We start from the raw sequence: 14,852 nt of genomic DNA on the forward strand, positions 1-14,852 counted from the left end.
AAGTTAACAACAAACTTATTTTTCAGGGGTGTTTTCTCTTTTTATATGAGCGATAGCATTTCTAACAAAATCTACTTTAACACCTTCTTTCAATTCAACAGTTACAATATTATCTTTTATTTTTGCGACAGTGCCTAAGATACCGCCGACAGTTGTTATTTTATCTCCTTCTTTAATTTCGCTGAGCATTTTATTATGTTGTTTCTGTTTCTTTTGCTGAGGAAGAATTAGTAGAAAATAAAAAACAAAAAAGATTAAAATAAGCGGTAAAATACCTAAAAGTGGATTCTGTGCCCCACCCGCTACCTGTGCTTGTCCTAAAAACATATCAGCCTCCTATTGTTTTATGCGTTATTTATTAAGAAAATTTTTAATACCTTTCTCATAGAATTATATATTATACTTCTTTTTGAAGTTTTTGCTAAATTTTTTAAATTCACCGTTTTTAATGGACCTTCTAATTTCCTCCATAAACCTTATTGTAAAATATATATTATGGTAAGAATTTAACCTAAGTCCAAGTATTTCATTTGTTTTAATGAGGTGTCTTATATAAGCTCTTGTATAATTTTTACAAACAAAACAATCACACTCTTGGTCTAACGGAGTAAAATCCTTTTTATACCTTCCTGCTTTAATATTTATCTTACCACTCCAGGTAATTGTGGAACCGGTTCTTGCTATATGAGTTGGCATTGCACAGTCAAAAAGGTCAACACCTCTCTCAACCATATCAAGAATCTGTAAAGGCATTCCTAACCCCATAAAGTACCTTATTTTTTTTGACGGTAGAACATCTACCATTGTCTCAACTGCTGAAATACTCTTATCAAAAGGTTCCCCTATACTAAGCCCACCAAAACCAAAACCTGTAAACCCCATATCTACCATTTCTTCACAACATTTTAATCGGAGGTCATTATAAATCCCTCCTTGTAAAATTCCAAAAAGCCATTGTGGAGATTCTACATTTTCACGAAACTTCAAACATCTTTCTGCCCACTTAATAGTCATATCAACACTTTTTTTAACTTCTTCATAATCGTCCCAATTTTTTGGACAGTAATCAAAAGCCATCATAATATCTGCACCAATAAGTTGCTGTATCTCCATAGATTTTTCTGGTGTAATAAAATGAGAAGAACCATCAAGTTTTGACCTAAACCAGACTCCTTCCTCCTCGATTTTAACGTTCTCTAAACTGAAAATCTGGAACCCACCGCTATCGGTAACAAGAGGTTTTGTCCAGTTCATAAACTTATGTAACCCACCTGCTTCACCTATAATTTCAAGGCCTGGCCTTAAATATAAATGGTAAGCGTTGGAAATAATCATCTCAACCTTAATCTTTTCAAGTTCTTCGGAAGAGAGAGTTTTTACACTTCCAATAGTTGCAACAGGCATAAAACAGGGAGTATGGACGTTACCGTGAGGGGTTTTAAGAAGACAAGCCCTTGCCTTTGTATCTTTATCTTTTTTTAATATCTTATAATTGAACATTTTTTATACCCTTTCTTTTTTCATCCTACTATTGTTTACCCCCCAATTCCTTTTCCGCCTTCGGCGAGATTGCCACGCTAAGAAGCCCCTCCTACGCCAAGGCTTCGGCGGGTAAAGCTCGCAAAATAAACTACAAAAGACGGAATAGGGGGTAGTAAAAACGAGATTCCGGATCAAGTCCGGAATGACATATAGGGGGGAGTCTAATTTTTTATCATTACGTCTTTCGTTTTTGTTTAAGTTGCTAACTGCACCTCCACCTACGCCAAGGTATACCTGCCGAAGCTTGTATTTTAGCGTAGGTTGGCTTCGGTGGATAAATCTCATCCCATTAACCTCTCTGCAAACTCTTAGGGACTTACTACCCCAAACATCCCCAAGGGGAGAGGGCAAAAAGGGGAAGGTATATGCACCATAGTACCAAAGAGAGTAGATAACACCCCTTACTTTTTTACCCTTACTAAAGTATTAACATTGAATCCCCATAAGAGTAAAACCTATATTTTTTTTCAACCGCAAGAAGGTACGCTTTTTCAGTTAAACTTAACCCAGCAAACCCACTTACAAGATATAAATGTGTTGAAGAAGGAAGATGAAAATTTGTAAGCATACTATCAACTACCTTAAATTGAAAATTTGGTTTAATAAATAAATCAGTATAACCTGAAAACGGGGCTAACCTTCCATTAATAACCGAACTCTCAAGAGCCCTTACAACACTTGTTCCAACAGCAAAAACTTTTTTATCACTCTCTTTTGCCGAGTTAATTACTGAAACTGCCTCTTGATTTAGTTCGTAATACTCTTCTCCAACAACATTCTTATCTTCTTTTAAAAGTTTAAAAGAAGCCCATCCAATATGTAGAGTAACGTAAACAATCTTAACTCCCTTCTTTTCGATATTTTGTAAAACCTCTGGTGTAAAATGGAGTCCAGCAGTATGGGCAGCAACAGAACCGTCTTTCTCACCATAAATTGTCTGGTAATCTTCTACGTCACTCTTTTCAACTTTCCTTTTTATGTATGGAGGCAAAGGCACTTCACCAAAACAAAAAATTTCATTCCCATCATCATTATTACTTAAATTAAAGTCAGCAATATAACTTCCATTAGTATTTTTCTCTTTTATTGCAACTACAACAAAACCTTCTTGTCCTTCTTTTTCTATTTTACAGGTATGCCCTACCTTTATATTTCCTCTTAATAAAACCTCCCATCTGTACGAGGAAATCTTGTTCAAAAGGAAGACCTCAACTTTCCCACCTGTATCTTTTTTCCCTTTAAGGCGAGCAGGCACAACCTTGCTGTTATTAAGAACAAGAACATCCCCTTCCTCAAAATAGTAGGGCGCTTTTAAAAAAAACTTCTCATCTATATTGCCTGTCTTACGGTTCAAAACCATTAAACGTGAAGAATCTCTTTTTTTTAAAGGGTATTGTGCAATAAGGTTTTCAGGTAAGTGATACTCAAATATTTTACTCATATTTTTTTAAATAAATATATTGTTGGGTGGGTATAAATCATATCGTGTACTGTTATATCAGAATCAAACTTGAAAGGACCTATTTTGGGAGGGTTCTTAAAAATCTTTACAACTTTATAGCCGTAACCTTCAATCTCAGATAAAAGAGCATTCTCATTACTCTTTCTGGAACCAAGCCTAAGAAAATACTGGAGTTCTCCAATAATAAGGTGACTTCCTTCTTTTAAATTAGCAATATTTTCCTTATCCGAAACAACCACATTGTAGATTTTCGTATTAACAGGTGGAACTTCAAATATCCACGGATCTTTTGTAAACGCTATTGTTGAGCCAGCAGGTATATTTGATTCAATAAATTCCGCCGAAACAATTCTAACATCTTTGGTACACATAAATAAAGAATAAGAAAATGACTTCAATAACGGTATTAACAATATAAAAGATATAATAACTGTACAACATATTTTCCAGAAACGAGACTTTACAGCATCAGTTATGAAGGTTATAAACAGAGCACCTCCAACAGCAAGAAAAGGAAGCATAAGGAGATAGTATCTTGTATATTTTAGTCCACCTGTTAAGAAAAGCGGCAACATAGTAAAAAAAACTCCTGCCAAAAACAATTTCTCTCTTCCTTTTTTAAAAATTAGATATATTATTCCGATGTACATAACAAGATAGAATAAAGAAAATCCTGACTTCATTGCTATATGAGTATTAAAAAAAACAGCTGAAATATGGTTATATAAATTTGGACCAAAAGCACAAAATTCTCGTGTTTCAACTTGATAAAATAGACCTCTTCTAAATTCTGAGAAAGCAAGTACAGAATACGGATTGGTAATAATAAAGCCAACCACAACAAATATTAATGTTTTTAAAGCCTCAAGCGACAACAGTTTTTTAAACGATTCTTTTTTGTTCCAATATACAAGAGGAAGAAGAGCCAACAAAACCAGCGCTGGATATTTGGTTCCAGCTGCAATTCCCGTAGTTAACCCCGCAAGATAAAAAAACTTTATCTTACCTCTTTGGAGAAAAAGTGTAATAAAATATATTGTAACAGATATCCAGAAAACCATAGGAACATCAACGGTGATATAACGGCTGTTCAACACATAAATAGGGGAAACCGCCATAATAAAAGCAGAATAAAATGCCGCCTTCTTGCCAAAAAGGTTCTCAATGGCTTTGTAAAGAAAGAATACTCCAAGTATAGATAGTAAAACCACACCTCCCCTACTTACCAAATAAAATCGTCCCATCTGGTCTGGATGTAGAAAATAGAAGGATAAGTCAGAAGTCAAATGTATAAACCCTAAAATATAACCCAGCCCAAGTAGAAAAGCCACAAAATATATAAAGAATGTTCCATATTCAAAATAATGAGGATTGAAATCAAACTTTTTAGGGCTCATATTGCTTATGCTTTTTATTATATTGTGTTCATCAGGGTGAAAAGAGCGTATTATATTAAAAAGAGAGCGAGGAAGCTTCTCTTGAGGCGGAGATATTCCTTTGGATATTTCCCAACTATTTTTAATATATTCTTCTGATATACCAACTGTCATTTGTTCTGTTTCTTCTTTGTTGGTATAATAAAATCGCCTATAATCATCTCTGGGTATACCCCAATTAAAACCCAAAAGATTTAGGAGTGCAGACAAAATAAGAACAACTATTAAGCCTGTTTTTCCTTTCATATTAAATTCTCCTTTTTATATAAAGAGATTATTATATTAGTTTGAAGATATAAGGTAGTTATCTCTTTGGCAAAAGATAAGTGTTTACTACAACACAATCAGAAAACAATCTATTAGGTTTGAGAGCATAACTATTCTTTACTATTCTTTGTTTTTCTCTCCATATTCAAACGCTTACGCATCTTGAAAACAGTTTTGAGAGTTTCTGGTATATGGCTGAGCCGAACCGTTGTTTTGCCTCGCTTTCGAGGAAAGTGGCAAACGCCTCTTTCTCCAATGCGAAAACCCGCCTTCCCCGCTTTAGCAATAATTTCTGTATCTACAAAGAAGTCATTACATTCTATTGTGATACTCTCCAATACATATCTGTGAAATAGTTTGAAAGCACAATCCACGTCTCTTACCTTTATTTGAAATAAGAAAAAAACTAGCCAGTTGTAACCCCATGATAAAAAGATTCGTACAGGAGAATCTTTGCGCTTAACCCTGTACCCAACTGCAAGGTCATATCTTTTCATCATTGGAAGAAAATCTTTAAGTTCAAACATATCAAATTGATTATCAGCATCTGTATAAAAAATGTACTCATATCTTACCACTGAGAACCCTGTTTTAAGTGCAGCTCCATACCCTTGGTTTGTATTATGCCGCAAAACTCTAACACAGTCAGGGTTGCGTTGCACTAAGTCTTCAGCAACCTCGTAGGTACCATCAACACTCCCATCATCTACCAGAATAACTTCATATTTGTTTGCTATAGCAGAAAGAACTTCAATAGAATTTGAGATAACTTCTTCAATGTTTTCTTTCTCATTGTATGCCGGAATTACAATTGAAATATTCATATTATTTTTCATTTGTTTTATCAAATAGAAAAAACTTCAAGTAGATATTTTCCTTATCTTAAAAAGAGAGATAAACATTTTTATTGGGTCGGTAAAAATATTTACTTTTGATACATCTGAGTTTATCCATTTAACAGGTACCTCTTTTACCTTTAAATTATTTTTTACCGCTCTATAAAGTATTTCGACATCAAAAGCAAAACTTTCGGTCTGCAGATTTGAGAATAAAAAAAGCCCAGCTTCTTTAGTAAACAGTTTGAAACCACATTGGGTATCCCTAAAATCTTTCAAAACTATCAATCTTACTAATAAAGGAAAAATCTTACCAGCCAATCGTCTATGAAAAGGTTGAGGGATAACAATGTTAGAATCCTTTAAACCTCTTGAAGCAATAGATATATCATAACCATCAGAAATTGCTTTATTAAGTTTTTTTAACTCTTCAATAGGTGTTGATAAATCAGCATCAGAAAAAAGAATAAGTTCTCCTTTAGAAGCCATCACTCCTGTTTTAATAGCTGCACCTTTGCCAGAATTAACCTTATGTTTTAAGAGTAACATCTTAGAGTATTTTTTTATAAACTTCTCAAGTATTTCAACAGTATCATCTTTACTACCGTCATCAACAATAATTATTTCAAAACTATCGTACTCTTTTTCCATATACCTATCTATCTTTTCTAAGGTAGGTAAAATACGTTCTGATTCATTATATGCTGGTATTATAATCGAGATATCCATTTTTTCCATATTGTATAAAAATATAGTTGAGCGTAAGGAAGTGTTTTAGAGAGTTTAAATTTTGATTTACCTTTTTTTCTACCAGTCCAAACAGTAGGTACATCACAAATTTTGTACCCTGAAAGAAAAAAATTCACACATGCTTCCATAGAAATCGCAAACCCTTTCTGTTTAAGCGGAAATGAGAGGAGTAGATCTCTTCTATACATTTTATAAGCGTTACCTACATCTTTGGTAGGTATACCAGTAAAAATATTTAGAGATAACCCTACAATCCTTGAAAAAAAACCTTGGACAAGAGGACCACCTATTTTTTTTCCACCCCTGATATAACGTGAGCCACATATTAAATCAAACCCTTTATCTGTTTTTTCAAGCATTTTAGGTAAAGTTAAAGGGTCATCACAACTATCAGCCATAAATGGTACTACAAATTTACCAGTAGCACTTTCAAAACCAGATTTTAGAGCATTGGCAAAACCAGATTCTCTATGGTTATCTATCTTTTTTACAAAAGAATGTTTTTTACCAATATCTTCAACAATTTTAGATGTCTTATCTATAGAGTGGTCATTGACAACAAGTATTTCAGTTTCAAGGTTTTTAACTATGGGTATCAACCCGTTTATTGTCTCTTCAATAACATCTTCTTCGTCTCTTGCTGGTATGATAACTGTTAGTTTCATTCAAAATTCTCCAATTTATTACCGTTTTTTTCTCTCAATCCACTATAGTTTGTCATCTTGAACCTGTTTCAGGTTCTCTAACCTTACCCACGCTGGTAGTAGGCACAACGTAAAAACGAGATTCCAGATCAAGTCCGGAATGACATACAAGAGAGAGTCTACTTTTTTATCACTACGCCTTTCGTTTTTCCTCGCCTGCTAACAGCCTCCCCTCACCCTTGATCCCTCTCCCCCAAGAGGAGAGGCGAGTGAGGCGGAGATTGCCACGTTAATAAGCCCCTCCTACGCCAAGGTATACCTGCCAAAGCTTCTATTTTAGCGTAGGTTGGCTTCGACGAAAACTCGCAAGATAAACTACAAAAGACGGAATGAGAAAAACAATCCCTTAAATTAGTCCTCTCTTTTTCAACTCATTAGATGCTTTTATAAACTTATCTTCTGATTTTGCAGTTTTTGACCAATCAATAAGTCTTTTTAACCCTTCCTCAAAAGAAACCTTAGGCACAAAACCTATATCTTTCTTTATTTTTGTTGTATCAGCGTAACAATGTCTGACATCTCCCTTTCTAAATTTAAATGTTATCTCTGGTTTAAGGTCTTTAACTTTTAAGAGTTTTATAAGAAGTTGCGCAATACCAGCAATACTAACTGGTTTACCTGAACCTACATTATAAATCTGATAATTCGCATCTTCTTTTTCCATAGATAAAATACATGCATCAACAATATCCTCTACCCAAATAAAATCTCTCGTTTGAAGCCCATCCTCATATATAACTGGCGGATTGTTATTCTTTATTCTGCTTAAAAATATTGCCGCAACCCCTGTATAAGGGTTAGATAATGATTGTCTTGGACCATAAACATTAAAAAATCTTAGTGCTGTAACAGGTATACCATAAGTCTTACCTATAAGTATGGACATTTCTTCTTGCTCTTTTTTGCTAATGGCATATATAGAGTTAGAAACAAGAGGGGTATCTTCTGTTGTAGGTATTGGTTTTAAGGTTCCGTTACAGGTAGGACACACTGGTTCCCAAGAAGTGATTTTTGAGCCATAAAACTCTCGTAAAGGCGGTTTAACTATCCCGCAACTTGAGCAAGTATAGAGCCCTTCACCGTAGATACTCATTGATGAAGCAACAACAAATTTTTTTACTGTATGTTTTTCATTAACAAGAATATCCAAAAGATTTGCAGTACCTCTAATGTTGGCGTCAACATATTTTGATATCTGATACTGAGATTGACCCACCCCAACAGCAGCTGCCAGATGGATTATATAATCACAATTCTGAACAACTTCTTTAAAAACATTTTTGTTTCTTACATCTCCTCTAACAAATTTTGCACCTATATTGTAATATTCAGGCAGACCATTAGGGTGGACCTGTTTTTCAAGGTTATCAAAAACCGTTGTTTTATACCCTTTTTTAACAAGTTTATCAACAACATAACTTCCTATAAAACCCAAACCACCAGTAACAAGAACTCTTTTCACTTTTCCTCCTGTTTGGTGTTAAGAATTTTCTCTTGAAAATAATCTAAGGTTTTTCTAAGACCTTCTTCAAGAGCCACTTTTGGTTGCCAACCCAACAACTCCTTGGCTTTACTTATATCTGGTCGGCGTCGTTTAGGATCGTCTTCGAGAGGTGCCATAAACACCATATTTGATTTTTTGTTTTGTAGTTTCTGTATCAATTCAGCCAACTCTATAACAGTAAATTCTCCTGGATTTCCAAGATTTACTGGGAGATGATAATCTTTTTCTATCAATAAGGTTATACCTTTTATAAGGTCATCAACGTAACAAAAACTTCTAGTCTGCTTACCGTCTCCATAAATAGTGAAAGATTGATTTGATAAAGATTGGTGTATAAAGTTAGGAATAACCCTACCATCGTTTAACCTCATACGAGGACCATAAGTATTAAAAATCCTTACAATATGGGTATTCAAATTGTATTTCCTGTTGTAAGCCATAGTTATTGCTTCACCATATCTTTTCCCTTCATCATATACAGAACGGACTCCAATTGAATTAACGTTACCCCAATATTCTTCATTCTGTACTGGTATTAAAGGGTCACCGTAAACTTCTGAAGTAGAAGAATATAAGAACGCAGCACCAGAAGAGAGGGCAAGCTTAAGACAATTTTCTGTTCCAATAGAATTTACTCTCAAGGTTTCAAAAGGAAATTTAAAATAGTCGGGAGGTGAAGCTGGACTTGCAAGATGGTAAACATAATTAAAATCTGTAGGCATATTTTCTGGAGTAAAATCTATGACATCTTTTTCAATAAAAGTAAAGTTTCTATCGTTTAAATATTCTTCAATATTATCTCTGCTACTGGTAATAAAATTATCCATACACCAGACCTCACAGTTGTTCTTCAAATAATGTCCGCAAAGAAAACTTCCAAGAAAACCTGCACCTCCACTAATAAAGACTTTTTTCTTATCCATTTTTACCAATCCCTTTATAAATAAATCCTAATTCTTTAAGTTTGTCTTTATCTAAACAGTTTCTCCCATCTATTATATATGGAGTTACCATTAGATTCTTAACTTTTGTAAAATCGAGAGCCAAAAATTCTTTCCATTCTGTTAGAAGTAACATCAGAGCAGTCTCTTCTACTGCCTCATACGCATTATCACAATAAACAACATTCGGAATTTCCTTTTTTGCTGTTTCCATAGATTCTGGGTCATAACATTTAAGAACTGCCCCTTCATCTAATAAAAGTTTTACAATTTTTATCGCTGGCGATTCTCTTATATCATCAGTATTAGGTTTAAAAGAGAGCCCTAAAACCCCAATCTTTTTCCCTTTCAAGTTCCATAACATCTTTTTTGCTTTACTTATAAGAAGAAACTTTTGTTCACGGTTGATTTGCTGAACCTCTTTAAGTAGGTCGAAAGAGTATCCAAGTTCTTTTGAAAGTTGAATAAAAGCAGATACATCTTTAGGAAAACACCCTCCCCCCCAGCCAATACCTGCCCTTAAAAATTCTTTGCCTATCCTTTTATCATATCCCATACCTTCTGCAACTTTTTCTATATCAGCCCCAACCCTTTCACAAATCTGAGAAATACCGTTTATGTAAGATATTTTTAAAGCAAGAAAAGAGTTTGAAGCGTGTTTAATTATTTCAGCACTCTTAACATCAGTAAAAATTATTGGAGCTTTAATTGATTTGTATATATCCTCAAACACAGTTTTTGCCCTTTCATTTTCTACCCCAACAACAATCCTATCTGGCTCCAAAAAATCTCTTATAGCGTTACCTTCGCTTAAAAATTCTGGGTTTGCAGCCACATCAAACTCTATCCCAGTTGGTGCTATAAGAGCAAGGGTTCTTTTTACCCATTCACCAGTTAAAACAGGTACAGTACTCTTTTCAACAATAAGTTTATAAATAGGCTGGTTAGTATCTCTTTTTATATTAGCAAGTGATTTTGCTATCTCAACAGTAACATTCTCCACATACGAAAGGTCAGCACCGCCATCATCTGTTGCAGGAGTTCCAACAGCTATAAAAATTATTTCACTATTTACTGCCACCTCTTTTACTGAAGTTGTAAAAGAAATATTACCACTTTTTACAACCTCTTCAATCAATTCTTTAAGCCCTGGCTCATAAAAAGGCATCTCAAGTTTGTTGATTTTTTCTATCTTATCAATATCTTTATCTGCACAAATAACAGTATGTCCAAGTTTAGCAAAACACCCAGCCGTTACAAGCCCTACATGACCAGCGCCTATAATACCTATTTTTTTCATTTTAAAATTCTCCTAACTATCTTTCTCGCCCTAAATACTCATCTCTACATAGAGCCAAAAAGTAATAAACTCTCACTTTTTTTTATTTACTTTCTCTATCAAAGAAATATTTTTCCAAATCCATCCTGTAAGTTGCTCTATCCCTTTTTCTTTTGATATTTTAGGTTTCCACCCAACTTCCGTTTCAAGTTTAGAATTATCGCTAACAAAAACTTTTTGGTCACCAGGACGCCAATCCGAAAACGAATACTCAATATCTAATTTAAGGGACCCTTTCAATAACTCTATAAATTCCAGTAAAGAAAGAGTATTGTCAGCACCACCACCTATGTTGTAAATTTTACCTTCTGTTTTTTTAATCTTTTTAACAGCAGATAAATACGCTTTTACCAAATCAGAAACTTCAAGAAGGTCTCTTATCTGTTTACCGTCCCCATATATATTTAGTTTTCCATCAAGAATACTCTTAATTATAAAATGTGCTACCCACCCTTGGTCTTCGTTTCCATACTGGAATTTTCCATATATACAAGATTGTCTAAAAACAATTGTTTTTAGTCCATATATTCTATGGTAATCTCTAACGTATTGGTCGGCAACACCTTTAGAAACTCCATAAGGTGAGTATAAATCAAGACACTCTTTTTCTGAGACACCCTTTCTTTTGCTACAAAGTAGGTACCTTTTTTTACCTTCCTTTAATTTTATATGTGATAAAGCGCCATATACCTTGTTGGTTGAAGCAAAAGTGAAAATTGCTTCAGGTACAACCTTTCTTGTTGCTTCCAAAAGGTAGAGTGTTCCTTCAGCATTGATTTTAAAATCCTCAACAGGGTCTTCTACCGACTTAGTTACTGCAACCTGTGCAGCAAGATGATAAATCTCTTTACATTCTTGCATAACATCTTTAAGTTGGTTATAATCCCTAATATCTCCCTTAACAAATTCAAGATTTTTATATTTTTGCGATAGCAGATAGTTAAGGTTATTTTCTGTACCTTTCCTTGAAAGGTTATCAAAGACAACAACAAAATTATTTTTATTTTTTAATAGTTCAATAACAAGATTAACCCCAATAAAACCTGCTCCACCTGTTACTATGATTTTTTTCTTATTCATTTGTCTCCCTCTCTATATGATAAACCCAGAGAAAATGGTATTCTTTCTTTTCCCTGTTTTTTAAAAAATCAAGAAAAGAGAAATTTTTTACAAACATTTCTTCTTTAATTTTAACAGATTTTTTGTTTAATAAGAAATCTTTAACTTTTTCGTTCCATTCTGGTTCAACAAAACCGTAATCTAAAAGTAGCCAATAACTATTATATTTGTTTTTAATTTTTAACAACTCTTCATCTAAATCCCGCATATTTGAAGGATTAACTTCAAACATAGTAGAAGTACCTTTGTAATACCAATCCCAAGGAGAGTATTTAGGAAAAAAATCGGTAAACCGTCTTTCTCTTTTTTCAGTGAACAAAACCGCTTCTCCCTCTCTTTCTTCTTCTTGTATCATTTTGCTTACCTCTCTATACGGGGTAAGTTTGCTAACATCGTGGTACTCTAAACTATCACCTTTATAATAAAAATATATCGGTGGTAGAAGAAATAATGGTAGGAGAAATGAAAACACTTTTTTTTGCAGAACTTTTCTTTCCATATTCACACCAGAAGATATAAGAATAAAAAATAAAGGTTGTAAAAGAATAAGGTTTTGAGGAATCGTTGCTTTAACAGTAAAATATAAAATTATTGAAATACCTAACGAAATAATAGAAAAATTTTCCAGCACCTCCTTCTTTTTTTTAAAAACACCTTTTAAGAAAAAGAAAACAAAAAGAAGACCTCCAGGTACAACAAAAATTAAATTTAAAGGTGAGAGTGTTTCCCCAAAAGTGAAGTAGAAAAACGTATACCCAAGCCGCAAAAAGGGATTTGTTATTGTATGGTAAGCACCTTTAACATAATTTAGTTGAGGTAATAAGAATATTCCGAGATAAGGAACAGAAAAGAGTGCGATAACCAAAACAGGCAATATGAAAGGTTTTAGTTGGTCTTTTTTCTTACTTAAAAACAATATTATTACCTGAGATAATAAAATTATTCCTCCATAATGGTGGAGGTAGACCGAGAGTATCGTTGAAAAAGACCAGAAAAAAACAAATTTAAACCGATTTTCTTTTAAGAGCGATAAGAAAGAATATAATGATACGAGTGAAAAGAAGGTAAGCATACTGTAAGATTTTATCATCTGTGACCATAAGATTGCAGCAGGAGATAAAACAAAAAGAGTTAAAGGTAGAACGATTTTTTCTTTATTAAAAAAATTTCTTAATAAAAAATAAAAAATGATAATTGACCCTCCACCAAAAACTGCTGGCAAAAACCTTAAGCCAAACTCACTTTGGGTAAATTTTAAAATAAAATGGTATATATAATAGAAGAAAGGTGGATGTGCATCTCTTTCTATAATCCACCTCACCATATCAGATGAATTTAGTTTCGCAAGAGAGATTGCAATAAATTCATCACACCAGAGACTTCTTTTAGAAATCAAAAAAAATCTTAAAAAAATCCCTACGGATATTAAACAAATTATTCCTATGTATGACTTGTTTTTTTTAATCATAAAATATCTTTTTTGAGAATTACAATTAAACTCTTGTTTGAAAATAAAAATTTATACAAAAAGGGTATAACTCCCTTTAAATTAAGTTTTGTTAAAGTTTGAAATTCTTTTACCTTAAAACTATTAAAAAAAAGAAGCTCTAAACTTTCTGATATTATCTTAAATGAATCAGTATAAAAATGAAACATTTGTGCCGGTATATGAAGTAAAGATTTGCTTTTTCCAGTAAAAGATAACAAATTAGTAAAAAAAAGAGTAAACCGTGAATAGTAAGGTGTTTTAATTATAATAACGCCACCTGGTTTTAATAACTTTTTACAACTTTTAAGATAAGATAATGGGTCTTCCAAATGGGCAAGAACATCAAAAATTGTTATTATATCAAAATAATTTTCAGGCAGTCTGGCTTCTGATAAAGAAATCTGGTTAACAGTAAACCCTTTTTCTTGAGAATACGAAGCAGCAAAAGAAGAAACCTCCTGCCCATAAACCTCGCACCCTTTCTCTTCTGCAACCTCCAGCAAAATACCTATACCGCAACCTACATCCAGAAGTTTACCTTTTAGTTTTACATAATTTTCAATCTTTGAGAGTAGTTTAATTAAGTACCTTTTTCTTTCTAAGTAGTAGTTGATATACCATTTGTGAAAATAATTTTTATCGTATATCTTCTCAGGGTGTGGTGGCAAAGGATACAAAAAAGCAGTTTCGCAATTTTTACATTTGTATAATTTGTATTTACTGTCTCTCCATACCAACTTACTCTTATTTGAACAAATTGAACATTTAACCATATATCAGAACCTATGTTTTAAAAGAGTCCATATAGCTATGGCGCCATCTTTCCATCTAATTTTTTTACCTTCTTTGATATTTCTCGGTGCATACTTGATTGGAACCTCATATATTTTGTACCTTTTCTTAAGAACCTTTGCTGTTACTTCCGGACAAAACTCAAACCCCATACACTCAAGTTTTATTGATTTAATTAAGTCTGTCTTAAACATCTTATAGCAGGTTGGCTCATCAGTAATTTTTGTGCCATAAAGAATATTGGTTATCACAGATAGCAGTCGACCACCGAAATAGAAAGCTAATGAAGATTTTTTACCTTTCCCTAAAATTCTTGAACCGTAAATAACCGACAAGTTTTTCTCTTTCATAACCTCCAACATCTTAATCCAATCAAATGGGTCATATTCAAGGTCACCGTCTTGTATAACAACAACATCTCCGCTTATATATTTAAGTCCTTCTCTTATGGCTGAACCTTTACCTTGGTTCTTATCTTTTAATACAACTTTCAGGTTATCTGAAGATAAACCTTTAAGAATATCTCTGGTTCCATCGGTGCTGCCATCATCGACTATAATAATTTCCTTATCTAAAGGAACCGCTTGAACCCTCTTAAGAATTTCTTCAATTGTTTTAATTTCATTAAATACAGGAATTATAACCGATAATTTCATCACCCCTCCTTTTTT

The 14,852-nt window shown here is 33.3% G+C and carries 14 protein-coding genes; all 14 read right to left on the minus strand.

Annotated features, from left to right (window positions below; all coding sequences use genetic code 11):
- Positions 1-15 precede the first annotated feature (15 nt).
- On the minus strand, positions 16-327 hold the full coding sequence (gene yajC, locus M0P98_01685) for a preprotein translocase subunit YajC (protein ID MCK9265588.1): 312 nt from the start codon (positions 325-327) through the stop codon (positions 16-18).
- 63 nt (positions 328-390) lie between these two features.
- On the minus strand, positions 391-1,500 hold the full coding sequence (tgt, locus tag M0P98_01690; protein ID MCK9265589.1) for a tRNA guanosine(34) transglycosylase Tgt: 1,110 nt from the start codon (positions 1,498-1,500) through the stop codon (positions 391-393).
- A gap of 460 nt (positions 1,501-1,960) precedes the next feature.
- A complete protein-coding gene (gene queA / locus M0P98_01695) occupies positions 1,961-2,983 on the minus strand; it encodes a tRNA preQ1(34) S-adenosylmethionine ribosyltransferase-isomerase QueA (protein ID MCK9265590.1) in 1,023 nt (340 codons plus the stop codon).
- The gene (locus M0P98_01700; GenBank protein MCK9265591.1) at positions 2,980-4,686 is read right to left on the minus strand and encodes a glycosyltransferase family 39 protein; all 1,707 of its coding nucleotides are present in this window, start codon (positions 4,684-4,686) and stop codon (positions 2,980-2,982) included. Before M0P98_01700 ends, queA begins: the two co-directional genes overlap by 4 nt.
- Positions 4,687-4,817: 131 nt before the next feature.
- Complete coding sequence (locus M0P98_01705; GenBank protein ID MCK9265592.1) at positions 4,818-5,543, minus strand: glycosyltransferase family 2 protein; 726 nt, start codon at positions 5,541-5,543, stop codon at positions 4,818-4,820.
- A 24-nt stretch (positions 5,544-5,567) separates the two neighbouring features.
- Positions 5,568-6,272 carry a glycosyltransferase family 2 protein gene (locus tag M0P98_01710; GenBank protein MCK9265593.1) on the minus strand — a complete coding sequence of 235 codons (705 nt, stop codon included), beginning with the start codon at positions 6,270-6,272 and terminating at the stop codon, positions 5,568-5,570.
- Positions 6,254-6,958, minus strand: coding sequence for a glycosyltransferase family 2 protein (locus tag M0P98_01715; protein MCK9265594.1), 705 nt, complete (start codon positions 6,956-6,958; stop codon positions 6,254-6,256). Before M0P98_01715 ends, M0P98_01710 begins: the two co-directional genes overlap by 19 nt.
- A gap of 385 nt (positions 6,959-7,343) precedes the next feature.
- Complete coding sequence (locus M0P98_01720; protein MCK9265595.1) at positions 7,344-8,459, minus strand: NAD-dependent epimerase/dehydratase family protein; 1,116 nt, start codon at positions 8,457-8,459, stop codon at positions 7,344-7,346.
- The gene (locus M0P98_01725) at positions 8,456-9,424 is read right to left on the minus strand and encodes an SDR family oxidoreductase (protein MCK9265596.1); all 969 of its coding nucleotides are present in this window, start codon (positions 9,422-9,424) and stop codon (positions 8,456-8,458) included. Before M0P98_01725 ends, M0P98_01720 begins: the two co-directional genes overlap by 4 nt.
- Entirely contained in the window at positions 9,417-10,742 is a 1,326-nt protein-coding gene (locus M0P98_01730) for a UDP-glucose/GDP-mannose dehydrogenase family protein (protein ID MCK9265597.1), read from the minus strand. Before M0P98_01730 ends, M0P98_01725 begins: the two co-directional genes overlap by 8 nt.
- Before the next feature lie 72 nt (positions 10,743-10,814).
- Entirely contained in the window at positions 10,815-11,861 is a 1,047-nt protein-coding gene (locus tag M0P98_01735; GenBank protein ID MCK9265598.1) for a GDP-mannose 4,6-dehydratase, read from the minus strand.
- A complete protein-coding gene (locus tag M0P98_01740) occupies positions 11,854-13,296 on the minus strand; it encodes a glycosyltransferase family 39 protein (GenBank protein MCK9265599.1) in 1,443 nt (480 codons plus the stop codon). The genes M0P98_01735 and M0P98_01740 overlap by 8 nt, the downstream gene beginning before the upstream one ends.
- A 68-nt stretch (positions 13,297-13,364) precedes the next feature.
- Positions 13,365-14,162: a class I SAM-dependent methyltransferase gene (locus M0P98_01745; GenBank protein MCK9265600.1), complete on the minus strand. Its 798-nt coding sequence runs from the start codon at positions 14,160-14,162 to the stop codon at positions 13,365-13,367.
- A gap of 3 nt (positions 14,163-14,165) precedes the next feature.
- Complete coding sequence (locus M0P98_01750; GenBank protein MCK9265601.1) at positions 14,166-14,837, minus strand: glycosyltransferase family 2 protein; 672 nt, start codon at positions 14,835-14,837, stop codon at positions 14,166-14,168.
- Positions 14,838-14,852 lie beyond the last annotated feature (15 nt).

Source organism: bacterium (genome assembly GCA_023230585.1).
In the GTDB taxonomy this organism is placed as follows: domain Bacteria; phylum Ratteibacteria; class UBA8468; order B48-G9; family JAFGKM01; genus JALNXB01.